General features: G+C 68.8%; 21 protein-coding genes and 1 pseudogene. 12 read left to right on the top strand and 10 right to left on the bottom strand.

Features of this window, described 5'->3' with window-relative positions; all coding sequences use genetic code 11:
- Positions 1–33 precede the first annotated feature (33 nt).
- From nusA to pnp, 9 genes and pseudogenes are all read left to right on the top strand, one after another.
- A complete protein-coding gene (gene nusA / locus BLQ76_RS12765; RefSeq protein WP_090673784.1) occupies positions 34–1,632 on the top strand; it encodes a transcription termination factor NusA in 1,599 nt (532 codons plus the stop codon).
- A complete protein-coding gene (locus tag BLQ76_RS12760) occupies positions 1,566–2,312 on the top strand; it encodes an RNA-binding protein (RefSeq protein ID WP_425285162.1) in 747 nt (248 codons plus the stop codon). Before nusA ends, BLQ76_RS12760 begins: the two co-directional genes overlap by 67 nt.
- 100 nt (positions 2,313–2,412) lie before the next feature.
- Positions 2,413–2,886: pseudogene (locus BLQ76_RS22815) on the top strand (translation initiation factor IF-2 associated domain-containing protein); the annotation flags it as partial.
- A gap of 483 nt (positions 2,887–3,369) precedes the next feature.
- On the top strand, positions 3,370–5,712 hold the full coding sequence (gene infB / locus BLQ76_RS12755) for a translation initiation factor IF-2 (RefSeq protein WP_425285165.1): 2,343 nt from the start codon (positions 3,370–3,372) through the stop codon (positions 5,710–5,712).
- Between the two features lie 168 nt (positions 5,713–5,880).
- The gene (gene rbfA / locus BLQ76_RS12750; protein ID WP_090673776.1) at positions 5,881–6,309 is read left to right on the top strand and encodes a 30S ribosome-binding factor RbfA; all 429 of its coding nucleotides are present in this window, start codon (positions 5,881–5,883) and stop codon (positions 6,307–6,309) included.
- Positions 6,309–7,295 (top strand): tRNA pseudouridine(55) synthase TruB, encoded by a 987-nt coding sequence (gene truB / locus BLQ76_RS12745; protein ID WP_090673774.1) that lies wholly within the window; start codon positions 6,309–6,311, stop codon positions 7,293–7,295. The genes rbfA and truB overlap by 1 nt, the downstream gene beginning before the upstream one ends.
- An 80-nt stretch (positions 7,296–7,375) precedes the next feature.
- Entirely contained in the window at positions 7,376–8,332 is a 957-nt protein-coding gene (locus BLQ76_RS12740; protein WP_090673772.1) for an alpha/beta hydrolase, read from the top strand.
- Between the two features lie 44 nt (positions 8,333–8,376).
- A complete protein-coding gene (gene rpsO, locus BLQ76_RS12735; RefSeq protein ID WP_280140069.1) occupies positions 8,377–8,766 on the top strand; it encodes a 30S ribosomal protein S15 in 390 nt (129 codons plus the stop codon).
- Between the two features lie 283 nt (positions 8,767–9,049).
- Complete coding sequence (pnp, locus tag BLQ76_RS12730) at positions 9,050–11,179, top strand: polyribonucleotide nucleotidyltransferase (RefSeq protein WP_090673769.1); 2,130 nt, start codon at positions 9,050–9,052, stop codon at positions 11,177–11,179.
- A 65-nt stretch (positions 11,180–11,244) separates the two neighbouring features.
- On the opposite strand, the gene BLQ76_RS12725 is transcribed toward pnp, so the two are convergent.
- Positions 11,245–12,204, bottom strand: a complete 960-nt coding sequence (locus BLQ76_RS12725; RefSeq protein ID WP_090673767.1) for a magnesium and cobalt transport protein CorA — start codon at positions 12,202–12,204, stop codon at positions 11,245–11,247.
- A 4-nt stretch (positions 12,205–12,208) separates the two neighbouring features.
- Complete coding sequence (locus BLQ76_RS12720; protein WP_090673764.1) at positions 12,209–13,261, bottom strand: aldo/keto reductase; 1,053 nt, start codon at positions 13,259–13,261, stop codon at positions 12,209–12,211.
- 126 nt (positions 13,262–13,387) lie between these two features.
- Between BLQ76_RS12720 and BLQ76_RS12715 the strand changes: the two genes are divergently transcribed.
- Positions 13,388–14,068, top strand: coding sequence for an alpha/beta fold hydrolase (locus BLQ76_RS12715; protein ID WP_170842580.1), 681 nt, complete (start codon positions 13,388–13,390; stop codon positions 14,066–14,068).
- Positions 14,069–14,071: 3 nt separating this feature from the next.
- On the opposite strand, the gene fabI is transcribed toward BLQ76_RS12715, so the two are convergent.
- The 3 genes from fabI to fabA form a co-directional block, all read right to left on the bottom strand.
- Positions 14,072–14,929, bottom strand: coding sequence for an enoyl-ACP reductase FabI (gene fabI / locus BLQ76_RS12710; protein ID WP_090673761.1), 858 nt, complete (start codon positions 14,927–14,929; stop codon positions 14,072–14,074).
- A gap of 5 nt (positions 14,930–14,934) precedes the next feature.
- Entirely contained in the window at positions 14,935–16,155 is a 1,221-nt protein-coding gene (gene fabB / locus BLQ76_RS12705; protein ID WP_090673759.1) for a beta-ketoacyl-ACP synthase I, read from the bottom strand.
- Positions 16,156–16,223: 68 nt separating this feature from the next.
- The gene (fabA, locus tag BLQ76_RS12700; protein ID WP_090673756.1) at positions 16,224–16,751 is read right to left on the bottom strand and encodes a 3-hydroxyacyl-[acyl-carrier-protein] dehydratase FabA; all 528 of its coding nucleotides are present in this window, start codon (positions 16,749–16,751) and stop codon (positions 16,224–16,226) included.
- A gap of 129 nt (positions 16,752–16,880) precedes the next feature.
- On the opposite strand from fabA, the gene BLQ76_RS12695 reads away from it, so the two are divergent.
- Together BLQ76_RS12695 and irrA are read left to right on the top strand one after the other, a co-directional pair.
- Entirely contained in the window at positions 16,881–17,351 is a 471-nt protein-coding gene (locus BLQ76_RS12695) for a hypothetical protein (RefSeq protein ID WP_090673753.1), read from the top strand.
- A gap of 167 nt (positions 17,352–17,518) precedes the next feature.
- Positions 17,519–17,986, top strand: a complete 468-nt coding sequence (gene irrA / locus BLQ76_RS12690; RefSeq protein ID WP_090673751.1) for an iron response transcriptional regulator IrrA — start codon at positions 17,519–17,521, stop codon at positions 17,984–17,986.
- 76 nt (positions 17,987–18,062) lie between these two features.
- On the opposite strand, the gene BLQ76_RS12685 is transcribed toward irrA, so the two are convergent.
- From BLQ76_RS12685 to dnaN, 5 genes are all read right to left on the bottom strand, one after another.
- Positions 18,063–18,665, bottom strand: coding sequence for an SH3 domain-containing protein (locus BLQ76_RS12685; protein ID WP_244519601.1), 603 nt, complete (start codon positions 18,663–18,665; stop codon positions 18,063–18,065).
- 143 nt (positions 18,666–18,808) lie between these two features.
- Positions 18,809–20,173: a protoporphyrinogen/coproporphyrinogen oxidase gene (locus BLQ76_RS12680; RefSeq protein ID WP_090673749.1), complete on the bottom strand. Its 1,365-nt coding sequence runs from the start codon at positions 20,171–20,173 to the stop codon at positions 18,809–18,811.
- A gap of 135 nt (positions 20,174–20,308) precedes the next feature.
- Entirely contained in the window at positions 20,309–21,118 is an 810-nt protein-coding gene (locus BLQ76_RS12675; RefSeq protein WP_090673746.1) for a molybdopterin-synthase adenylyltransferase MoeB, read from the bottom strand.
- The gene (gene recF, locus BLQ76_RS12670) at positions 21,115–22,272 is read right to left on the bottom strand and encodes a DNA replication/repair protein RecF (protein ID WP_210285944.1); all 1,158 of its coding nucleotides are present in this window, start codon (positions 22,270–22,272) and stop codon (positions 21,115–21,117) included. Before recF ends, BLQ76_RS12675 begins: the two co-directional genes overlap by 4 nt.
- Positions 22,269–23,387, bottom strand: coding sequence for a DNA polymerase III subunit beta (gene dnaN / locus BLQ76_RS12665; RefSeq protein ID WP_090673742.1), 1,119 nt, complete (start codon positions 23,385–23,387; stop codon positions 22,269–22,271). The genes recF and dnaN overlap by 4 nt, the downstream gene beginning before the upstream one ends.
- Positions 23,388–23,494 lie beyond the last annotated feature (107 nt).

Raw genomic sequence — 23,494 nt, 5'->3', positions numbered from 1 at the left:
GGCGCAGCCGGCGGCGGCGAGGAGACCGAACCCATGGCAGTCAGTGCGAACCGGCTGGAGCTTCTGCAGATCGCGGATGCGGTGGCGCGCGAGAAGTCGATCGACCGCGAGATCGTGATCGAGGCGATGGCCGACGCCATCCAGAAGGCGGCGCGCTCGCGCTACGGCCAGGAAACCAACATCCGCGTCGACATCAACCAGAAGACCGGCGAGATGCGCCTGCAGCGCCTTCTCGAGGTCGTGGAGGACGTCGAGGATCCCAACACGCAGATCTACCTCGAGCTGGCGCGCGACAAGAACCCCGATGCCGAGCCGGGCGACTTCATCGCCGAGCAGCTCCCGCCCATGGAGTTCGGCCGCATCGCCGCGCAGTCGGCCAAGCAGGTCATCGTCCAGAAGGTGCGCGAGGCCGAGCGCGACAAGCAGTACGAGGAGTTCATCGGCCGGGTGAACGAGATCGTCAACGGCACGGTGAAGCGCGTCGAGTACGGCAACGTGATCGTGGATCTCGGCAAGGGCGAGGGCATCATCCGTCGCGACGAGCAGATCCCGCGCGAGCTGTTCCGCTACGGCGACCGCGTGCGCGCCTTCGTCTACGACGTGCGCCGCGAGCAGCGCGGGCCCCAGATCTTCCTGTCGCGCACCCATCCCCAGTTCATGGCGAAGCTCTTCACCATGGAGGTGCCGGAAATCTACGACGGCATCATCGAGATCAAGGCGGTCGCCCGCGATCCGGGTTCGCGCGCCAAGATCGCGGTGGTCAGCCGCGACTCGTCGGTGGATCCGGTCGGCGCCTGCGTCGGCATGCGCGGCTCGCGCGTGCAGGCGGTGGTCGGCGAGCTTCAGGGCGAGAAGATCGACATCATTCCCTGGTCGCCCGATGCCGCATCCTTCCTCGTGAACGCGCTGCAGCCGGCGGAGGTCGCCAAGGTCGTGCTCGACGAGGATGCCGAGCGCATTGAAGTCGTGGTGCCGGATGACCAGCTATCCCTTGCGATCGGTCGGCGCGGCCAGAACGTGCGCCTCGCCTCGCAGCTGACGGGCTGGGACATCGACATCCTCACCGAGGAGGAGGAGTCGCAGCGCCGCCAGAAGGAGTTCAACGAGCGCTCCGAGCTGTTCATGAACGCGCTCAACGTCGACGAGATGGTCGGCCAGCTCCTGGCCTCCGAAGGTTTCGCCAGCGTCGAGGAGGTCGCCTATGTCGAGGCCTCCGACGTCGCCGCGATTGAGGGCTTCGACGAGGACACGGCGGGCGAGATCCAGAACCGGGCTCGCGAGTATCTCGACCGGCGCGAGAAGGAGTTCGACGACAAGCGTCGCGAGCTCGGCGTCGCGGACGAACTGCGCACGATCGAGGGCCTCACGACGCCCATGCTGGTCGCGCTCGGCGAGGACGGCATCAAGACCGTCGAGGACTTCGCGGGCTGCGCGGCCGACGATCTGGTGGGCTGGACCGAGCGCAAGGACGGCGAGACCAAGCGCTTCCCGGGCGCCTTGTCGACCTTCGAGGTCAGCCGGCAGGACGCCGAGGCGATGATCATGCAGGCGCGCGTTGCGGCCGGTTGGGTCGAGCCGGATGCGGTCGCCGGCGACGAGGATGCCGCGGACGACGGCGAGGCCGCAGCCTGAGCGCGGCACCGGACGACGACGGACTCGATGAGGCGGCGGTGAACGGTCGCATGTGCATCGTGTCGCGGCATTCGATGGAGCCCGAGGCATTGATACGCTTCGTGCTGGGCCCCGAGCGGCAGGCCGTACCCGACCTGAAGCGCAAGCTTCCCGGACGGGGCGCCCACATCGAGGGGCGGCGCAGCGTCGTGGAGGAGGCGGTGCGCCGCCGGCTCCTGCAGCGTGCGCTTCGCTCCGATCTGTCGGGAACGGAGCGTCTGGCCGACGAGTTGGACGCTCTCCTGGTGCGCTCGGCGGTCGGTGCGCTCGCCATGGCGCGAAAGGCGGGGCAGGTGGTGACGGGCTCGGCCAAGGTCGAGGCCGCGCTGCGGGCCGGCGGGGCGATCGGCCTCGTGCATGCACGCGAGGCGGCCGAGGACGGGATCCGAAAGCTGGGTCAGGCCCGGCATGCCGCGACGGTAACAGGGCAGGGCGGCGTGGTTCCGACCTATCGCCTTCTGGGGACGAACGAATTGGGCTTGGCCATGGGCGACGGGAATGTGGTACACGCGGCCATCCTGACCGGAAGCGCGGGTTCGGCCCTGCTCAAGCGCCTTGAGGCGCTGCAGACCTACCGGGGCGAAAGCCACGGCTCGAACGACGCGAATGACCAACGGGACCTTCACGAGGCGGCCCCATGAGACTGCGGTTGAAACGAGAGCGTTGCGAAATGCTCTAGACACAGATAGTGGCGCGAAACAGGGACAGCAGTTCCCTCGCGCGAGCGAAGCGGAAGCGGTAATGAGCGATACGAAATCCGGCGACGACAAGACGCTGAGCGTGACCCCGAAGAAGACCTTGAGTCTCAAGCCCGGCGGTGCGCAGACGCAGTCCACGGTTCGCCAGAACTTCTCGCACGGACGCACGAAGAACGTCGTCGTCGAGACCAAGAAGCGCAAGTTCTCGATGCCCGGCGAGGGCGCGAAGGAGCCTGCGCCGACCCCGGCCGCCGCGCCCGTCGCTGCCGCCGCCGCACCTCGACCCGCTTTGACGCCCGCCCAGCAGGCTGCTCTCCAGCGCGCCGCCGAGAACCCGCAGGCCCCGCCTCCGGCCGATCGCATTCCGGCCCGGGCCGAGGCGACGCCTGCCGCCCCAGCGCCCGCACCCGAGGCCAAGGCGCCGGTTGAGGCGGCACCGACACCGGCACCGGCTGCGGAGGCGCCGGCCGTCGCCGAGCCCGTGGCCGCCGCGCCCGAGCCTGTGGCACCGGCACCCGTCGAGGCTAAGGCTCCGGCGGCTCCGGAGGCGACCGCTCCCGTCGCCGCGACGCCCGCACCGGCGGTGACCGCCGACGCGACCCCTTCCGTAACCGAGAGTTCAAAGCCGCCCTTGAGCGAAGCCACCCCCAAGCCGCCGGTCGCCGCCGCGACCCCTGCCGCGACCGCGACGCCGACGACGCCACCGGCCCGTCCGGCGGCGCCTGCCGCCGCTCGTCCCGGCGCTGCGCCCACGCGTCCCGCAACCGGTCCGTCCGGTTACGGCAACCGTCCCGGCCAGGCGGGCGGCCGCCCCGGTTCGTCACAGGGCGGCTACAACCAGCGTCCCGGCGCTCCTGCAGGTCAGCAGGCTCGTCCCGGTCAACCCGGCCGTCCCAGCCAGCCGCCCGCTGGTGCCGGTCGCCCCGGTGCGCCCCAGAGTGGTGCGCCGGGCGCTCGTCAGCCGCGCGGTGCGGTTCTGTCGGATCTGTCCTCGAAGGAGATGGACGCGCGTCGCCGCGCCCTGATTCTCGCGCAGCAGCGCGAGGCCGAGGACCGTCGCCTGTTCCAGATCGAGGAGGCGCGCCGCGTCGCCGAGGACGAGCGTCGCCGCGCCGAGCGCGAGGAGAGCGAGCGTCGTCAGGCCGAGGAGGCCGCGCGTCTCGAACTCGAGGCCGCCGCCCGCCGCAAGGCCGAGGAGGATGCCGCCCGCCGCGCCGCCAACAAGCCGGTCGCCCGCTCGGGTGCCGGAGCCGGCGCCAACGTCATCCCGGGCCCGCCGCCGGTGGACGACGGCCTGGGCCTGCGTCCGGCCGGCCGCACCGACCTCACCAAGAAGACGCGGGCCGACGACGACGACGATCGGCGTCGCGCCGGTCCCGGTCGTGGCCCCGCTCGCGGCCCGGCGGCCGACGCCGCCAAGCCGACTCGGGCCCGCACCGGTGACGACCGTCGCGGTGCCGGCGGTCGCGTCGATGTCGGACGCGCCCTGTCGGACGAGGATGCGCGCGGCCGCTCTCTGTCGTCGATGCGTCGGCGTCAGGAGAAGTTCAAGCGTTCCCAGCAGAACCAGCAGCGCGAAAAGATTGCCCGCGAAGTGATCATCCCCGAGACCATCACGATCCAGGAACTCGCCAACCGCATGTCGGAGCGGGCCGTCGACGTCATCAAGTACCTGATGGCGCAGGGTCAGATGATGAAGCCCGGCGACGTGATCGACGCGGACCTCGCGGAGCTGATCGCCTCGGAGTTCGGTCACACGGTCCGCCGCGTCGCGGAGTCGGACGTCGAGACCGGCATCTTCGACATCGCCAGCAACCCCGAGAAGATGGTGTCGCGTCCTCCGGTCGTGACCATCATGGGCCACGTCGACCACGGCAAGACCTCGCTTCTCGACGCCATCCGCAAGACCAACGTCGTGTCGGGCGAGGCGGGCGGCATCACGCAGCACATCGGCGCGTATCAGGTCGAACAGGACGGTCATAAGATCTCGTTCATCGACACGCCGGGCCACGCGGCCTTCACGGCGATGCGTGCCCGCGGCGCGCAGGCGACCGACATCGCGATCCTGGTGGTGGCGGCCGACGACTCGGTGATGCCGCAGACGATCGAGTCGATCAGCCATGCCAAGGCGGCGGGCGTTCCGATCATCGTGGCGATCAACAAGATCGACAAGCCTGGTGCCGACCCCAACAAGGTCCGCACGAACCTCCTCCAGCACGAGGTGTTCGTGGAATCGATGGGCGGTGAGGTGCTCGACGTCGAGGTCTCGGCCAAGAACGGCACCAACCTCGACAAGCTGCTCGAGGCGATCATCCTCCAGGCCGAAATCCTCGATCTGAAGGCCGATCCCGACCGCACCGCCGAGGGCGTCGTCATCGAGGCCCAGCTCGACCGGGGCCGCGGCGCGGTCGCGACCGCGCTGGTCCAGGCGGGTACGCTGAAGACCGGCGACATCGTCGTCGCCGGCGACCAGTGGGGCCGCGTGCGCGCGCTGATCGACGACAAGGGCAAGCAGCTCAAGACTGCCGGGCCGTCGACGCCCGTCGAGATCCTCGGCATGCAGGGCACGCCGGGAGCGGGCGACCGCTTCGCGGTGGTGAAGGACGAGGCGCAGGCGCGCGAGATCGCCGAGTACCGCCAGCGGCTTGCCCGCGAGAAGGCGGTGGCCAAGTCCGCCGGCCAGCGCGGCTCGCTCGAGCAGATGATGAGCCAGCTTCAGTCGAGCGGTCTCAAGACCTTCCCGCTCGTCATCAAGGGCGACGTGCAGGGTTCGGTCGAGGCGATCGGAACCGCGCTGGAGAAGCTCGGCACCGACGAGGTCCAGGCGCGGATCGTCCATTCGGGCGCCGGCGCGATCACCGAGTCGGACGTGCAACTCGCTGCGACGTCCACCGCCGCGATCATCGGCTTCAACGTGCGCGCCAACGCTCAGGCCCGCCAGCTGGCGGAGCGCGAGGGCATCGAAATCCGCTACTACAACATCATCTACGACCTCGTGGATGACGTGAAGCAGGCGATGTCGGGCCTCTTGTCGCCGGAGCGTCGCGAGACCTTCCTCGGCAATGCGGAGATCCTCGAGGTCTTCCACATCACCAAGACCGGCAAGGTCGCGGGTTGCCGCGTCACGGAGGGCAAGGTCGAGCGCGGTGCGGGCGTGCGCCTCATCCGCGAGGGCGTCGTCATCCACGAGGGGACGCTCAAGACCCTCAAGCGCTTCAAGGACGAAGTCGCCGAGGTTCCGGGCGGCCAGGAGTGCGGCATGGCCTTCCAGAACTACGAGGACATCCGCCAGGGCGACGTCATCGAGTGCTTCCGCGTGGAGCACGTGGCGCGCTCGCTCTAACGAGCATCGGCGTCCGGCGCGGCCGGACGCTTCCTTTCCTGATCGACCGAGCCCGGCGGCGACGCCGGGCTCGCCCTTTTTCGAGGGCGGCTGGCGGAAACGCCGGCCTGCCTTTCGCATTGACCCGATGCGGCCGAACGGCCGCGCGATCGTCAAGGACCCGCCACCATGGCTCGACACTCCGGCAATCCCAAGGGACCCTCGCAGCGCCAGCTCTCCGTGGGCGAGATCGTGCGCCACGCCCTGACGCAGGTCCTGGGGCGCGGCGAGATCCTCGACCCGCTTCTGGAGCGCTCGGTGGTGACCGTGACCGAGGTGCGCATGAGCCCCGATCTCAAGCTTGCGACCGCCTACGTGACCGTGCTTGGCCAGAGCGACACCGCGCCCTTCATCAAGGCGCTCAACAACCACGCGAAGTTCCTGCGCGGGCGCCTGACGCCGGCGCTGCGCGGCATGAAGTACATGCCCGAGGTGCGCTTCCGCGAGGACGACAGCTTCGACAACTACGCGCGCATCGACGCGCTCCTGCGCTCGCCCGAGGTGCGGCGCGACACGGGCGTGGACGCGCCCGAGGACGACAAGGACGGACAGGACTGATGGCACGACGCGGCAAGACGCCGAAGGGGCGCCCCGTTTCGGGATGGGTGATCCTCGACAAGCCGGTGGGCATGGGCTCCACCGACGCGGTCGCCAAGATGAAGTGGCTCTTCTTCGCCCAGAAGGCGGGCCATGCTGGGACGCTCGACCCGCTGGCGAGCGGAATGCTGCCGATCGCGCTGGGCGACGCCACCAAGACCGTGCCCTTCGTCATGGACGGCACCAAGACCTATCGCTTCACGGTTCGCTGGGGCGCCGAAACGACGACCGACGACACGGAAGGCCCGGTGACGAACGCCTCGGACCTTCGCCCGACGCGCGAGGCGCTGGAGGCGCTTCTGACGCGCTATCGCGGCGAGATCAGCCAGGTGCCGCCGCAGTTCTCCGCGATCAAGATCGAGGGTGAGCGGGCTTATGATCTCGCGCGGGCCGGCGAGACCGTCGAGATCGCGGCCCGTCCGGTCACGATCCATCGCCTCGATATCGTGGCCGAGCCGGATGCGGCGACGACCGTCTTCGAGGCCGAGTGCGGCAAGGGCACCTATGTCCGCTCGATCGCGCGCGACCTCGGTCGCGACCTCGGCTGCTTCGGACACGTCGTGGACCTGCGCCGCGTGCAGGTGGGCGGCTTCACCGAGGACGACCTCGTCACGCTGGACGAGCTGATGGACGCAGCCGACGAGGGGCTGGAGGAGCTGAGCGAAGAGCAGCAGGCCAGCGGCGCACGGGCCCGCGTCGTGCGCTTCGAGGCTCTGGACCGTCTGCTGCTCGGCACCGAGGCGGCCCTGTCGGATCTCTACGAGGTGCCGCTGTCCGAGGACCAGGCCGGCCGCGTCCTCTCGGGCAACCCGGTTCTCCTGCGCGGGCGCGACGCGCCGGCCTTCTGCGAGGAGGCCTATGCCACCGGCCACGGCCGGCTCGTCGCGATCGGTTCGATCGAGCAGGGATCGTTCCATCCCAAGCGCGTCTTCGGCGGCCGGGGCTGAGCCGCATACGGGATCGCGCAGGGGGGCGAGCGCGTTGCGAAGCCGGCCACGGATCGGCCGGAAAAAGCGAGACGCACTCCATGCCCCATCCCGACGAGATGACCCTCGACATCGCCGCGCAGGCCGTGCTCGACGAGATCGAGGCGAGCGGCCGTCTCCAGCCTCAGCCCGAGACGCGCGAGGGAAAGCTCAAGAAGGCGCGCGACGACGCGGCGGGGCTGAAACGCTTCTCTGCGACCTTTCCGAACGGCGTCACTCGGCGCGAGTTGGCTGTCCCGCAAGCGGATGGACCCGACATCCCCGTCCGTCTCTACCGGCCGCAGGGTATCCACGGCGAGCGACCGCAACTTCTCGTCTGGTTCCACGGCGGGGGCACGATCGCGGGCTCGCTCGACACGCACGAGCCGGTGCTCGGCGAACTTGCTCGGCGCACCGGGCGCCTCGTCGCCTCGATCGGCTACCGGCTGGCGCCCGAGGCAACCTTCCCGACGCAGCATCGCGAATGCGAGCGTGCCGCCCGATTCCTTCTCGATCATCCCGATCTCGTGGACTGCGATCCGGCGACGCCGGCGATCGGCGGCGACTCGGTCGGTGGTCTCTACGCCCTTCATGTCGGGCGGCGACTGGGGCGGGTGCGCCTTGCGGCTGTTCTCGCGATTTATCCCAACACCGACATGCGCCCCGACAAGACGCACGCCTCGCTGCAGGAGAACGAGGGGCGCATCATGACGCGCGACTCGCTGGAGTTCGAAGCCTCCAACGCCATTCCGAACGAAGCCGACCGTCGCTCGGCGGACGCCTCGCCGCTGCTCGCCGAGGACCTTCACGAGCTGCCGCCGGTCTTTCTCCTAACCTGCGAGGCCGACCCCTTGCGCGACGAGGGCGAGGCGATGGCCGAGCGTCTGGAAGCTGCGGGCGTGCGGCTCACGCATGAACGCCTGCCCGGCATGATCCATGCCGTGCTGCAGATGAACGGACGCGTACCCGCCGGGAATGCCCTGATGGACCGGATCGGCGCGTTCCTGCGCTCGCTCTAGCGGCAAAACGCGCCCGAGGCTGGCGCTCGGCGAGCAAGATCGTTATATGGGCGGCGCGGGGCCGGCTAGATTGCAGCCGGGCCCTTCGCGTTCACGGCCCCGGCTGGCCGACATCCCGGCCCGGGCGTCTCATTCATCCTCACCACCATGAAAGGGGAAACCCGATGTCGATCACGCCCGAGCGCAAGGCCGAGCTTCTGAAGGAATACGCGACCAAGGAAGGCGACACCGGTTCGCCCGAGGTGCAGGTTGCGCTTCTGTCGGAGCGCATCAGCAACCTGACCGAGCACTTCAAGGACCACAAGAAGGACAACCACTCCCGTCGTGGTCTTCTGAAGATGGTGTCTCAGCGTCGTCGCCTCCTCGACTATCTCAAGGATCGCGAGGAAGAGCGCTACACGCAGCTGATCACCCGCCTGGGTCTTCGCCGCTAAGAACGTTCGCGGCGCGCCGGCCCCCGGGTTGGCGCGCCGCATCGCATCGGACCACAGCGTCGATCATCGCGCTGGGGCCGCCCCGACCGCTCAGACCCGTCCCGCGAGATACGCCGGGGGTCCCGGTCGAATGAGCCGAGCGCTCATGGGGCAGGATTGCCGGACGCTTCCCGGCTTGGAGCCGTCGCTCCACCCGCTCGAAGCCTCCCGCCGTCTTGCCCGTGCGCGTTTCAATACCTGCAACCGGCGATGCCGTCCGGCATCGTCAACCAAAGGCAGACACATGTTCAAGACCCATAAGGTCGAGGTCGAGTGGGCCGGCCGCACGCTGACCCTCGAGACCGGCAAGATCGCCCGCCAGGCCGACGGCGCCGTGCTCGCCACCTACGGCGAGACCGCGGTTCTGGCGACCGTAGTCTCGGCCAAGGCGCCCAAGCCCGGCTTCGACTTCTTCCCGCTGACCGTCAACTACCAGGAAAAGGCCTTCGCGGCCGGCAAGATCCCGGGCGGCTACTTCAAGCGCGAGGGACGCCCGAGCGAGAACGAGACGCTGGTCTCGCGCCTCATCGACCGTCCGATTCGCCCTCTCTTCGCGGAAGGCTACAAGAACGACACGCAGGTCGTCGTCACGGTTCTCCAGCATGACCTCGAGAACAACCCCGACGTCCTCGCCATGGTCGCGACCTCGGCGGCCCTGACGCTGTCGGGCGTACCGTTCATGGGCCCGATCGGCGGCGCGCGCGTCGGCTACATCGGCGGCGAGTACCGCCTGAACCCGCATGTCGACGAGATGGCCGAGTCGAAGCTCGACCTGGTCGTCGCCGGCACGCAGGACGCCGTCCTGATGGTGGAATCCGAGGCGCACGAGCTCGACGAGCAGACCATGCTCGGCGCCGTGATGTTCGGCCACAAGGGCTTCCAGCCCGTGATCGACGCGATCATCCAGCTCGCCGAGGTCGCCGCCAAGGAGCCGCGCGAGCACAACGCGCCCGACCACTCCGCGCTCGAGACCGAGATGCTCGGCATGGCCGAGGGCGAGCTGCGCGAGGCCTACAAGAACACCGACAAGCAGGCGCGCTACGCCGCGGTCGACGCGGTCAAGGCCAAGGTCAACGCGCACTTCCTGCCTGCCGAGGGCGAGGCGCGCTTCACCAAGGAAGAGGTCGGCTCCGTGTTCAAGGAGCTCCAGGCCAAGATCGTGCGCTGGAACATCCTCGACACGTCCTCGCGCATCGACGGCCGCGACCTCTCGACGGTCCGCCCGATCGTGTCGGAGGCCGGCATCCTACCCCGCACCCACGGCTCGGCGCTCTTCACGCGTGGCGAGACGCAGGCGCTGGTGGTGGCCACGCTCGGCACCGGCGAGGACGAGCAGTACGTCGACTCGCTGACCGGCACCTACAAGGAGACCTTCCTCCTTCACTACAACTTCCCGCCCTACTCGGTCGGCGAGACCGGCCGCATGGGTTCGCCCGGCCGTCGCGAGATCGGCCACGGCAAGCTCGCCTGGCGCGCGATCCGCCCTATGCTCCCCAAGAAGGAGCAGTTCCCCTACACGCTGCGCGTCGTGTCGGAGATCACCGAGTCGAACGGCTCGTCCTCGATGGCGACCGTGTGCGGCACCTCGCTGGCCCTGATGGACGCGGGCGTTCCGCTGCAGCGTCCGGTGGCGGGCATCGCCATGGGCCTCATCCTCGAGGGTGAGCGCTTCGCGGTTCTCTCCGACATCCTGGGCGACGAGGATCACCTCGGCGATATGGACTTCAAGGTCGCGGGCACCGAGAACGGCATCACCTCGCTGCAGATGGACATCAAGATCCAGGGCATCACCGAGGAGATCATGCGCATCGCCCTCGACCAGGCCAAGGGCGGCCGCATCCACATCCTCGGCGAGATGAACAAGGCGCTCGGCGAGGCCCGCTCGGAGCTCGGCGAGTTCGCCCCGCGCATCGAGGTCATGCAGATCCCGACCGACAAGATCCGTGACGTGATCGGCTCGGGCGGCAAGGTGATCCGCGAGATCGTCGAGAAGACCGGCGCCAAGATCAACATCGAGGACGACGGCACGGTGAAGATCGCCTCCTCGTCGGGCAAGGAGATCGAGGCTGCCAAGAAGTGGATCCACTCCATCGTGGCCGAGCCGGAAGTCGGCGAGATCTACGAGGGCACCGTGGTGAAGTGCGTCGAGTTCGGCGCCTTCGTGAACTTCTTCGGCTCGCGCGACGGCCTCGTGCACATCTCGCAGCTGGCCGCCGACCGCGTTCAGAAGACGCAGGACGTCGTCAAGGAAGGCCAGAAGGTCTGGGTCAAGCTCATGGGCTTCGACGAGCGCGGCAAGGTGCGCCTGTCGATGAAGGTGGTCGACCAGGCCACCGGCCAGGAGATCAAGAAGGCCGAGGGCGAGGCGGCCTGATCGCCGAAGCCGAAAAGCTGAAAACCAAAGAAGGGGTGGACCGCAAGGTCCGCCCCTTTTTCCGTTTAGAGCCAGCCGTTGCGGCGGAAGCGCCAGTACAGGAAGCCCGAGATCGAGGCGATCAGGCCGAGCACGGCGAAGTAGCCGTAGCGCCAGTGAAGCTCCGGCATGACGTCGAAGTTCATCCCGTAGATGCCGGCGACCGCGGTCGGCACGGCCAGGATCGCGGCCCAGGCGGCGAGCTTGCGCGTGATCTCGCCCTGACGATGCTGTTCCAGAAGGCTGGAGGCTTCGAGGATCGACCCGATGCTCTCGCGTGCGTTCTGCGTTCGGGCCGCGACGCGCCGTACCTGATCGTGCACGTCGCGAAAGTAGGGTCGGACCTCGGGGTCGATGCCGTCGTGCTCGATATACTCCAGCCGACCGAGCATCTCCTCGGTCGGGCCGAGGATGCGGTTGAAGCGGGCGAGGTCGCGGCGCAGCGCGAACAGGCGGTTGATCTCCGGGCGGCGCAGGAACGTGTCGAGCGCCCGCCGCTCCAGCTCGAACAGATCCTCCTCGACCGCCTCGACCACGGCGAGATAACCGCTCACCACGTAGTCCAGGACGGCATAGAGAACGTAGTCGATCCCCTGCGCCAGAAGCTCGGGCGCCTCTTCCAACTGGTCGCGCACGCTCTGCGGATCGGCGAAGTCGCCGATCCGCACGCTGATGAGGTGGTCCCGCCCGACGAACAGGGCGAGCGTGCCGTAGCGGATCGCATCGTCCTTGCGCGTCACGGTGCGCGCGTTGACCACGATCTCGTCGCCCCGCAGCGTCAACTTCGGGCGCACATGCTCGTCGCCCGCGTCCCGCACGATCTGCGGATGAAGCGCGCAGCGCCGGGCGAGAAGCGCCAGATCCGTCTCGTCGGGATCGACGATCGAGATCCAGGCGAAGTCGGCGTCCGCCGGGACGGGTTCGTCCAGCGAGACCGGCCGCTGCCGCCGGCCGTTGCGGTAGCTGAAGGCGGCGCGGACCGGCATGCGATCAGGGCGCCGGGTTGCCGACGCGCTGGTGGATCGTATCCACCGCTGCCTGCATCTCGTCGGTCCAGAGCACATCCTCGGCATCGAGGCTTCGGTCGAGCTGCTCCACCGAGGTCGCCCCGAGGATCGTGGCGGTCACGAACGGCTGGTTGATGACGAAGGCGTTCGCAAACGTCGCGGGATGGAGGCCGAACTCTGCGGCCAGCCGGACATAGGCATCCACCGCCTCGGCCGCGCCGGGGCGCTCGTAGCGCTGCTGGCGGTCGAAGAGCGCCTTGCGCGAACCCTCCGGCAGCGCGCCGTTCGCGTACTTGCCGGTCAGGAATCCCTGAGCGAGCGGCGAGTAGGCGAGCAGCCCGACATCCTCGCGCAGCGCAATCTCGGCCAGGGCCGTCTCGAACGTGCGGTTGAGAAGGTTGTAGGCGTTCTGGATCGAATGGACGCGCGGGCCGAGGCCGCGCTCGCTCGCCGCCAGATACCGCATCGTGCCCCAGCCGCTCTCGTTCGACAGGCCGACGTAACGCACCTTGCCGCTCGTCACCAGAGCGGCCAGCGCCTCCATCGTTTCCTCGATCGGCACCTCGTCGGCATCGGGGGCGGGCGACTTCCAGCGCGTCGGCACCGCGCCGAAGCCGCTGGTCGGACGGTCGGGCCAATGGACCTGATACAGGTCGATCGTCTCGATGCCGAGCCGCGCGAGAGACTTGTCGGCGGCCTCCTCGATGTTGCGGCGGTCGAGGCGGGGCTTGGAGCCGTCGTCGCGGAACCAGCGCGAGTCGGAGCGGCCGACGACCTTGGTCGCGACGAGGACCTTGTCGCGCTTGCCGCTCTCGCGCAGCCACGAGCCGATGAAGCGCTCGGTTGCGCCTTGCGTCTTGGCCTTGGGCGGGATCGGGTAGAGCTCGGCGGTATCCAGAAGGTCGACGCCTCGCTCGACGGCCCGGTCGAGCTGCCGATGCGCCTCGGCCTCCGTGTTCTGCTCGCCGAAGGTCATGGTGCCGAGGCTGATGCGGCCGACCTGGAGGCCGGTCCGACCGAGCGGTCGCTTCTGCATGGGGAATGCTTTCAGTGGGAGGGTCGTCGGGTCGCCATAGCGGCTCGCGTCCCGCACGGCAAATCGTCGTTCGGCCCGCCTGACCTAGATGACCGCAAGACGTTTCAGAGTTCCGGGACCCCGCTCATGCTTCTTCTGCTCGTTCCCGCCTTCGCCTGCGACGGCGACCTCTTCGAGTCGCTCGTGCCGCTGCTGCGCCCGGACTTCGAGTGCGAGAGCGTGATTGGCGAGGAGCCCGATCTCAAGGCCTGCGCGGCGCAGGTCCTGGCTCACAGCAAAGGGCGGCCGTTCGTCGTCGGCGGCACATCCTTCGGCGGTCATGTCGCGCGCGAGGTGGCGCTCACCCGACCCGCCAACCTGCGCGGGCTCGTCATCATGGGGGCGGGCGCGCGGGCGCCGGCCGACCGCACCGTGTTCGACGAGCGCCGCGCCCGGCTCGAGGCCGGCGCGGCGGCCGCGATGAACGAGGACATGGCCCGGCGCATCGTGTTCGAGGAAGAGGGGCGGGGGCAGGAGGCGGCCGACACGTTCCGGCGCATGGCGGTGTGTGCCCCGATCGAGCGCCTGCTGGCCCAGAACGAAGCCCTGGCGACGCGCCCGGACCGATTGGCGGATCTGGCCTCGATCGACGTCCCTGCGCTGCTGATCTGGGGCGCGGAGGACCAGTTCTCCGCGCCTGCCGAGGGGCAGGCGATGGCGGAGCGGATGCACGACGCCCGCTTTGTGGAACTCGAGGCTTGCGGTCACCTGCCGAGTCTCGAAACGCCGATGCGCGTCGCGAGCGAGATCCGCTCGCGCTTCGCCTGAGTGCTACTTGGCGGGCTCGGCGACCGGCTCCAGCACCGCTTCGCCCACGATCTCGGCCCGCCGCTCCTGCGCCTTCAACTCGTCGAGGGCCGGCATCGACATGATGTTGTAGCCGGCGTCGACATAATGGATCTCGCCGGTGACGCCGCGCGACAGGTCCGACAGGAGATAGAGCGTCGAGTTGCCGACCTCCTCGTGCGTCACGTTGCGGCGCATGGGGGCGTTGCGGCGCTGGTAGTTCAGCATGAGACGCGCGTCCGAGACGCCGGCGCCCGCGAGCGTGCGCATCGGCCCGGCCGAGACGGCGTTGACGCGGATGTCGCGCGGGCCGAAGTCGGCGGCGAGGTAGCGTACGGAGGCTTCCAGCGCGGCCTTGGCGACGCCCATCACGTTGTAGTTCGGCATGACGCGCATCGACCCGCCGTAGGTCAGCGTCACCATCGAGCCGCCATTGTTCATGATGGCGGCGGCGCGCTTGGCGATCTCGGTGAACGAGAAGCAGGAGATCACCATGGTGCGGATGAAGTTCTCGCGCGTCGTGTCGGCGTAGAGGCCCTTCAGCTCGTTCTTGTCGGAGAAGCCGATGGCATGGATCACGAAGTCGATCCGGCCCCACTCCTTGCGCAGCGTCTCGAACAGCGCATCCACCGAGGCGATGTCCTCGACGTCGCAGTCGATGAGAAGGGTCGAGCCGATCTCGGCGGCCAGCGGGCGCAGACGCTTGCCGAACGCCTCGCCTTGGTAGCTGAAGGCCAGTTCCGCCCCTTGCGCTGCCAAAGCCTTCGCCGCGCCCCAGGCGATGGAGTTGTGGTTGGCGACGCCCATCACGAGGCCGCGCTTGCCCTTCATCAGATCCGCCATGACGCTCAAGCCTCGTAGCGCTGGAACACCAGCGATGCGTTGGTTCCTCCGAAGCCGAAGGAGTTCGACATGACGCGGTCGACCCGTCCGTCACGCCGTTCGCGCAGGATCGGCAGTCCCTCGAACTCGGGATCCAGCGTCTGGATGTGCGCGCTTTCCGCCAGGAAGTCGCCGCCCATCATCAGAAGCGAGTAGATCGCCTCCTGCGCGCCGGCCGCGCCCTGGCTGTGGCCGGTCAGCGACTTGGTGGACGAGATGAAGGGCGCGCGCTCGCCGAAGACCTCGCGCACCGCCGCCATTTCCTTGGCGTCGCCGACGCCGGTCGCCGTGCCGTGGGTGTTGATGTAGTCGATCGGGCCGCCGAGGCCGCTCATGGCCTGACGCATGCAGCGCACCGCGCCCTCGCCGGAGGGCGCCACCATGTCGTGGCCGTCCGAGGTCGCGCCGTAGCCGACGAGCTCGGCATGGATCGTCGCGCCACGCGCCCGCGCGTGCTCCAGTTCCTCGAGCACCAGAACGCCAGCGCCGCCCGAGATCACGAAGCCGTCGCGGCTCGCGTCGTAGGCGCGGCTGGCGGTGGCCGGCGTGTCGTTGTGCTTGGAGGACATCGCTCCCATGGCGTCGAACAGGTCGGCCATGGTCCAGTCGAGGCCCTCGTGACCGCCCGCGAACATGACGTCCTGCTTGCCCCACTGGATCTGCTCGGCCGCGTTTCCGATGCAATGGGCCGAGGTCGAGCAGGCCGACGAGATCGAGTAGTTCACGCCGTGGATCTTGAACCAGGTCGCGAGCGTCGCCGAGGCCGACGAGCTCATGGCCTTCGGCACGGCGAAGGGGCCGATGCGCTTGGGGCTCTTGTTCTTCAGCGTCGTTTCGGCGGCCTCGAAGATGGTGCGCGTCGAGGGACCGCCCGATCCCATGATGATGCCGGTGCGCTCGTTGCCCGCGACCTCGCGCTCCTCGAGTCCCGAGTGGGCGATGGCCTGGCTCATGGCGACGTGGTTCCACGCCGCTCCCTCCGACAGGAAGCGCAGGGCCCGGCGATCCACGTGCTCGGCGACGTCGAGCTCGGGGCGGCCCCAGACCTGACTGCGGAAGCCGTGCTCGGCGAAGTCGGGCGAGAAGGTGATGCCGGATCTGGCCTCGCGCAGCGACGCCGACACGGCCTCCAGCCCGACACCGATCGACGAAACGATGCCCATTCCGGTCACGACGACCCGACGCATGGCCGAAATCTCCTCAAAGTCTGGCCCAGCCGTTTCGGCCGGAACCCTTGTCGTTCGGGTGGCGGCGCTCAGCCGCCGGCCGGCTCGTCGGCGTCCTGGAACAGGCCGACGCGCAGGTTCGATGCCTGATAGATGACCTCGCCGTCGGCCTTCATCCAGCCCTCGGCGATTCCGAGCTTGAGCTTGGAGCGCATGACACGGCGGAACTCGACGCCGTATTCCACGAGCTTCACCTTGGGCGTCACCTGTCCCGTGAACTTGACCTCGCCGACGCCCAGCGCGCGACCGCGGCCCGGCTCGCCGAGCCAACCGAGATAGAAGCCCGTCAGCTGCCAGAGGGCGTCGAGGCCGAGGCAGCCGGGCATCACCGGATCCCCCTGGAAGTGGCAGCTGAAGAACCAGAGGTCGGGCGAGACGTCGAACTCGGCCCGGATCGAGCCCTTGCCGAACTGGCCGCCGTCGGTGGTCACCTCGGTGATGCGATCGAACATCAGCATGGGGGGCAGCGGCAGCTGCGCGTTGCCGGGACCGAACATCTCCCCGCGCGCGCAGGCGAGGAGCTCGTCCTTGCCGAATCGTGTCGCCGTGCTGCTCATCGCCCTGCCCTTGGGTTCGCGCGGCCTGGCCGCCCAATCTTTGCGCCGACGCCCTTAGCACGGGGCGCGGTGAGGGCAAATGCGCTAAGTCCGGATGCGATCCTTCCCCGTTTCGCCGGATGAACGAGCATGACCCGCTTCCCCTGCCGCACCGTTATCACGCTGCTGGTCCTGTGCGGCGTGCCGCAGTTGTCGCAAGCGCAGGTCTGGAAGGCCGAAGGGCAGGGAGCCGCCACCAGCGCCGGCTTCTCGCAGAAAGGCCGTCTCGCCGGTCTCGTCTTCCGCTGCACGCAGCCGGGACGCGTTCGTCTCCTCCTGTCGGGGGACGGGACGCGCTTCTCCGACGAGCGTCCTCGAACGTTGGTTCTGTCGGTCGACGGTCTGGCCGAGCGCACGACGGTGACCGCCGAGGCGGAGCCGAACGGCAAGGGCGCGAGCCGGTTCGCGCGCGAGGATACGCTGGCGCAGGCCGACGCCTTGCTGACCCTCCTGTCGAAGGGCCGCGAGGTCGAGGTTTCCGGCCCCTCCGGGATGTTTCGCCTGCCGCTCAAGGGCTCGGGCGCTGCGATCGCGCGCCTCAGAGCGGGCTGCGGCGGATGACGGGCGGTGGATGGCGCTGGGTCGTGTGGGCGCCGCGATTGTCGTGCGCGGTGCGAGTCGCTAAGTTAGAGGGCAGAGGTCCTGGAATTATCGTGGGGGTTGCGATCTCGTGGCGCCGATCATAAAACTTGGGACGAATAGTCAACTTTACGCCGGAAAGCCGATCCATGGACCATCGGGTCACGACCCACGCGCACGATCACTCAGCCGCCAAGACGCAGAGCTTCTGCGTCTTCGAGCGCCTGCGTGCCGCCGGCCTTCGCCCGACGCGCCAGCGCGTGGCCCTGTGCAACCTGATCTTCGGCGCCGGCGACCGGCATCTGTCCGCGGAAGATCTTCACGACGAGGCCCACAAGGCCGGTGAGCCCGTATCGCTCGCGACCGTCTACAACACGCTGCACCAGTTCACGGATGCCGGCATCGTGCGGCCGCTCTCGGCGGAGGGGCAGCGCACCTACTTCGACACCAACACGTCGGACCACCATCACTTCTTCGTGGAGTCCGAGAACACGATGATCGACATTCCCGACGGCACGATCCAGGTCGGCAACCTGCCGGAGCCGCCGGAGGGCATGGAGATCATCAACGTCGATGTCGTGGTGCGCCTGCGCCGCAAGGCGGCACCCGGCGCCTGAAGCCATTTCATTCCGGATACGAAAAAGGCCGGCGGGGATCACCCGCCGGCCTTTTTCATGAGAGAAACCGTCGCGCTCAGAAGCGCTCGTCGGGATAAACGCCCCAGATCTCGTTCTGGGCGACGAAGCCCTTGCGGCCCGCCGCTTCCACCTGGCACCAGCCGAACGAGCATTCGCGCACCTTGGTGACGACGCCGGGCTCCATCTCGGCCACCACCGGTCCGTCGGTCGCCGCGGAGCGGTGCATGGCGATCGTCGCCTCCTTCTTGCCCTTCAGCCATGGAGCCGCCAGCGCGGTGCGGTCGCCCGACAGGAGCGAGCGATGCACCCAGCCCTCGGTGCCCTCTGCGTCGCGGATACGGCGCCACAGGTCGTATTCCTGGATGATCTCCACCGGCAGGCCGGGCTTCAGGTAGAGCCACGAGACCGCGTAGTCCTTGCCCGGTCCGACGCGCAGGTTCACGCGGGCTGCCTTCAGCGACACGAAGCGCGGCAGCGGCAGGCGCGCGGCGCCGGATCCCTCGCCCGGCTCGGCGGTCTCGGTGGACTCGGCCGTCGCCCCGTCGGGGCGGGTCGCGGCGGCGGCCGGCGTCTGGGCGTGCGCGGTCGGCAAGGCCGAGCACACGATCGTCAGGCCGAAAAGGGCGGTGAATACGCGGGAGAAGGCGGGTGAGGACACGGGAAGCAACGGACTCCTGGGGCGCGGCAGCGCCACACCCGGCCGCGCGAAGGCGGCGAGGTCGTGGAGCGTTGGTCCGCGTCGTCTGACGGATCCAACTATCGCGGATCGCGGTTAACGATCCCTCACCCGATGACCCTGGCTCAGGCCGCGATGCGGCTGGCGGATCCGATGTCCGGTCTCGGCGAGGCGAGTCCGCCGATATAGCGCGTTACCTCGTCCATGCGGCGGATCGTGCGCCAGTAGACGTCCTCCATCAGGATATGGGCGAACTCGCCGTTGCGCCCGACGCTCCAGAGACCGTCCACGCCCGTCGAGTCGCTGAAGCGCTGGCGCTCCGCTTCGTAGCTCGCGAGATAGACGGGGTAGGAGATCGGCGTGCGGATCGTGCCGCCCGGGCCGAGATAGCTGGCCCGCAGGTGCTCGCCGAACACCTCGCACAGGCCATCGAGACAGCGCTTGGCCAGTTCCTCGTCGCTCATCGTCCAACGCTCGTCGCCGACCTCGCAGCCGATGTCGAAGGTGAGGAGCGTCTTTCCCGCCGGCGCCAACTGCGGCATCGAGTAGGGTGCTTCCGTGACGCGGAAGAAGGTCTGGCGCCGGTCCGGCACCCAGGCCATCGTGTCGGGCAGAAGATGGCGACCGGCGAAGCGCAGGTTGACGAAGATCATCGGTCGATAGCGGAAGGTGCGCAGGCCTTCGAGCGCGTCGCTTCCTTCCAGGAGCCGCGGCAGGACATGCACGGGCGCCGTGGAGATCGCCGCCGACACGGGTATGTCCTGCCCGTGCACGCGGACCGCCTCGACACGGCCGTTCTCGACCAGGATGCGCTCGACCGGCGACTCGAGGCGGACCGATCCGAAAAGGCGGTTCAGTGCGGGTTCCAGGAGTTTTGCCATGCCGCCCTCGGGGTAGACATGGTAGACGCTGGCTCCCTCCGGCATGGTGCGCGTATAGCCGTTGCAGACGGCGCGTCGCGTCAGCTTCGCCGCCATGTTCAGGTAAAGGGACTTCAGGACGCTGTTGCCGAACTTCTCGCCGACCGCCGGCGCAAGCTGGTCGGCAGGCGCACCCGACCAGGCTTCCACGAGGGGGATCGCCACCGCCTCGGCCATGGCGTCGCCGTAGAGGCGCCGGAACAGGGCCGCGGCGTGCGGGGCGGGCGTGTCGTGTCGCCGGAACTGCGCCGCCAGAGCCCCGGCGAGAAAGCGCGGCTCGGCCATGAGGCCGAACGGGTGGCTGTGGCTGCGACCATCCACGACCACCGCCTCGCCGTAATGGCGCACCGTGCGGCAGATGGCTTCCGCGCCCAACGCCTTGGCGAGACGGTTGCTCACGAAATGCGCGCCGTAGTCGTAGGAGAAGCCTTCGGCATCGCGAAACGAGGCGGCCATGCCACCGACCGTGCGTCCGGCCTCGAAGACGACGACCGGCAGACCCCGACGCTTCAGCTCATCGGCCGCGGTCAGCCCAGCCAAGCCCGCACCCAGAACGGCGATCGGCTTCATGCGCGTTTCTCCTCGCAGCGACACGATGCTTCCCGGCCGTCACCGGATTGACGGAGGGGAAGGCTTCAAGTTGTGCGACGAGGATGATTGATGTCCGGCAAAAGATCACGGACCTGTTATGGTAAAGTGATCCGATTATCTCGGCGTGGTTAACCCGTTGCTGTGCTGCGGCTGAGCCTGCGTTCCGTGGGGCGCGGGTCGGCGATACCGGATCTCCTCGAAGCGCATGCGCAGCGTATCCACGAGCAGCAAACGACCGATCAGCGGATCGCCGGCGCCGGTGACGAGCTTGATCGCTTCCGCCGCCGCCAGCGTGCCGAGGATGCCGGTCACGACGCCCAGGATCCCGGCCTCCGCGCAGGACGGCACCATTCCCTCTGGCGGCGGGCTCGGGAAGAGGTCGCGGTACCGTGGTTCGGAACGACCTTCGCTATCCCGGCGGAACGGCGTGAGAACGGTTAGTGACCCGGAGAAGCGCTGGACCGCCGCGCTGACCAGGGGGCGCTCGGCCCGCTCGCACAGATCCGCCAAAGCGTAGCGCGTCGCGAAGTTGTCGGAACCGTCGACGACGAGGTCGTAACGGTCCACGACCGCTCGGCCGTTCGTCTCGTCGAGGCGCAGGTGATGGGTCTCGACCGCGACATGCGGATTGATGCGGGCGATCGCGTCCGTCGCGCTGTCGAGCTTCGGTCGCCCGATGTCGGCGGTGCCGTGCAGGATCTGGCGTTGGAGATTGGAGAGCGAGACGCGGTCGTCGTCGATCAGGCCGAGCGTTCCGACGCCGGCGGCCGCAAGATACAGGGCGGCGGGCGAGCCGAGACCGCCGGCGCCGACGAGAAGGACACGGGCCTGGCGCAGTCGCTGCTGACCGGGGCCGCCGATCTCGGGCAGAACGAGGTGGCGCGCGTAGCGCTCGATCTCCTCCGAGGAGAGGGGAGCTGTCATGGAACCTGTCCTTCCGAAACAGCCAGGCGTTGGGCGCGCGATCCGAGCGCTTCGAACAGCGACGCATCGGTTCCCGTCAGGAAGCTCTGGACGCCGAGATCCTCCAGGATGTCGAACAGGGCTGCGCGCCGGCTGGGATCGAGATGGGCTGCGACCTCGTCGAGAAGCAGAACCGGAGCCATGCCCGACGCCGCTTCCACGAGTCGGGCGTGAGCGATCACGAGACCGATCAGGAGCGCCTTCTGTTCGCCCGTGGAGGACAGGGCGGCCGGCATGTCCTTGGAGCGGTGCCGCACGTCCAACTCGGCGCGGTGCGGACCCTCGGTGGTACGGCCGGCTGCGCGATCCAGCACGCGCCGCTCGCGCAGCCGTTCCGCGATGCGGTCCTCGAGATCCGCCGCCGGACCCTCGAGATCGACGGTCTCGTAGCCCGACTGCAGATGCAGGTCGGCCAGCGGAAAGGGCGATCCGGCGGTAGCCTCGATGCGCGCGGCCAGGCGCTGCGCGAGATCGGCGCGCGCGAGCGCGAGCGCCAAGCCGTGCTCGGCCATCTGACGCTCGATGGCGAGCAGCCAACGGTCGTCGAGCCGATCCTCCGACAGGAGCTTGTTGCGTCCGCGCACGAGGCGCTCGTAGTCGAGCGCACGGCGCCCGTGCGCCGGATCGACCGTGAGGACCATGCGGTCCAGGAATCGGCGTCGGTCGGCTGCAGGACCTGTGAAGAGACCGTCCATGGCCGGCGTCAGCCAGACGACGCGCAGGTGCTCCAGAAGCTCGTCTACGGTGCGCGCCGCCGCGCCGTCGAAGCGCACGAGGCGGGAAGCGCCGCTTTCGTCGGGTCGCACCAGGGTCTGGACGTCGAGCCGCTGCGCGACCGGCGAGCCGAGGCCGGCGCGCACGGAAAAGGCGCCCGATCCGCCGGCCCGCGCCATCTCGCCATAGCTCGCGCGCCGCAGGCCGCGCCCGGGCGACAGGAGCGACAGCGCTTCCAGGAGGTTGGTCTTGCCGGCGCCGTTGTCGCCATGGAACACGACGAAGCGGCGTTCGAAGTCGACCGACAGCTGCGCGTAGTTGCGAAAGTCGGCGAGCTGCAGCGAGGCGACCGGTAACGGCGCAGCGGCGGCGGTCGTCGCGCCCGCCTCGATCGCGCTCAGACGCGCATCGGCATGAGGACGTAGAGCGTGCCCTCGTCGCCGCCGTCGCGGATCAGGGTCGGCGAGCCGGGATCGGCCAGCATGAACACCGCCTCGTCGCCCGCCAGCTGGCCGGTGATGTCGAGAAGGTACTTGGCGTTGAAGCCGATCTCGATCTCGTCGGCGTCGTAGCCGACCGCGAGCTCCTCGGTCGCCGTGCCGCTGTCGGGCGAGTTGACGGTGAGCGTGAGCTGGCTGTCGGCGACCGCCAGCTTCACCGCGCGGCCGCGCTCGGTGGAGATCGTGGACACGCGGTCCACGGCCTGGCTGAAGGTCTGGCGGTCGAGGCGGAGCGCCTTGTCGTTGCCGGTCGGAATCACGCGCTGGTAGTCCGGGAACGTGCCGTCGATCAGCTTCGAGGTCATCACGACCTCGCCCACGGTGAAGCGGATCTTGGCGTCCGACAGCTCGACCTCGACCGTGCTGTCGGCCTCGCCCAGGAGCTTCTGGATCTCCGATACCGCCTTACGGGGAATGATGATGCCGGGCATGCCCTCCGAGCCGACCGGCGCATCCATCTCGGCGCGGGCCAGCCGGTGGCCGTCGGTCGCCACGGCGCGCAGGCGCAGCGCGCCGCCCGACTCGATCGTGTGGAGGAAGATGCCGTTGAGGTAGTAGCGCGTCTCCTCGGTGGAGATCGCGAACTGCGTGCGCTCGATCAGGCGCCCGAGGTCGGACGCCTTGAGCGTGAAGGCGTGCGTGAAGCTGCCGGTCGTGATGTCCGGGAAGTCGCCTTCCGGCAGGCACTGAAGGCGGAAGTTGGACCGTCCCGACGTGACGGTCATCTGGCCGCCCTCGCCGTTGGTGCGAAGCTCAACCTCGGAGCCGTCCGACAGCTTGCGCACGATGTCGTAGAGGAGGTGGGCGGGAACCGTGGTCGCGCCGTCCTGTTCGCCGCTCGCGGGAACGCGCTCGGTGATCTCGATGTCGAGGTCGGTCGCCTTCAGGCGCAGCGCGCCGTCCTCGGTCTTGAGGAGGACGTTGGACAGGATCGGGATCGTGTTGCGCCGCTCCACCACGCGGTGGACATGCGACAGGGACCGCAGGAGGTTCGACCGCTCGATCGTGATACGCATGACAGGGAACCGCTCGGAACGCCAAGGCCCCGCCCGAAGGGCGAGGCCCGAGAAAAGGGTCCGAACCTTTTAGATCATGCCGCAGGCCGCGCAAAGCGAAACCCGCC

It is taken from the genome of Aureimonas jatrophae (assembly GCF_900104035.1).
Taxonomy (GTDB): domain Bacteria; phylum Pseudomonadota; class Alphaproteobacteria; order Rhizobiales; family Rhizobiaceae; genus Aureimonas; species Aureimonas jatrophae.
The sequence above is the reverse complement of the archived record's forward strand: the minus strand, read 5'-3'. Positions and strand labels throughout refer to the sequence as shown.

Coding starts and splice junctions, on each gene's coding strand:
- nusA (WP_090673784.1), top strand. CDS start 34: ATGGCAGTCAGTGCGAACCGGCTGGAGCTTCTGCAGATCGCGGATGCG.
- infB (WP_425285165.1), top strand. CDS start 3,370: ATGGACGCGCGTCGCCGCGCCCTGATTCTCGCGCAGCAGCGCGAGGCC.
- rbfA (WP_090673776.1), top strand. CDS start 5,881: ATGGCTCGACACTCCGGCAATCCCAAGGGACCCTCGCAGCGCCAGCTC.
- truB (WP_090673774.1), top strand. CDS start 6,309: ATGGCACGACGCGGCAAGACGCCGAAGGGGCGCCCCGTTTCGGGATGG.
- BLQ76_RS12740 (WP_090673772.1), top strand. CDS start 7,376: ATGCCCCATCCCGACGAGATGACCCTCGACATCGCCGCGCAGGCCGTG.
- pnp (WP_090673769.1), top strand. CDS start 9,050: ATGTTCAAGACCCATAAGGTCGAGGTCGAGTGGGCCGGCCGCACGCTG.
- BLQ76_RS12725 (WP_090673767.1), bottom strand. CDS start 12,204: ATGCCGGTCCGCGCCGCCTTCAGCTACCGCAACGGCCGGCGGCAGCGG.
- BLQ76_RS12720 (WP_090673764.1), bottom strand. CDS start 13,261: ATGCAGAAGCGACCGCTCGGTCGGACCGGCCTCCAGGTCGGCCGCATC.
- BLQ76_RS12715 (WP_170842580.1), top strand. CDS start 13,388: ATGCTTCTTCTGCTCGTTCCCGCCTTCGCCTGCGACGGCGACCTCTTC.
- fabI (WP_090673761.1), bottom strand. CDS start 14,929: ATGGCGGATCTGATGAAGGGCAAGCGCGGCCTCGTGATGGGCGTCGCC.
- fabB (WP_090673759.1), bottom strand. CDS start 16,155: ATGCGTCGGGTCGTCGTGACCGGAATGGGCATCGTTTCGTCGATCGGT.
- fabA (WP_090673756.1), bottom strand. CDS start 16,751: ATGAGCAGCACGGCGACACGATTCGGCAAGGACGAGCTCCTCGCCTGC.
- BLQ76_RS12695 (WP_090673753.1), top strand. CDS start 16,881: ATGACCCGCTTCCCCTGCCGCACCGTTATCACGCTGCTGGTCCTGTGC.
- irrA (WP_090673751.1), top strand. CDS start 17,519: ATGGACCATCGGGTCACGACCCACGCGCACGATCACTCAGCCGCCAAG.
- BLQ76_RS12680 (WP_090673749.1), bottom strand. CDS start 20,173: ATGAAGCCGATCGCCGTTCTGGGTGCGGGCTTGGCTGGGCTGACCGCG.
- BLQ76_RS12675 (WP_090673746.1), bottom strand. CDS start 21,118: ATGACAGCTCCCCTCTCCTCGGAGGAGATCGAGCGCTACGCGCGCCAC.
- dnaN (WP_090673742.1), bottom strand. CDS start 23,387: ATGCGTATCACGATCGAGCGGTCGAACCTCCTGCGGTCCCTGTCGCAT.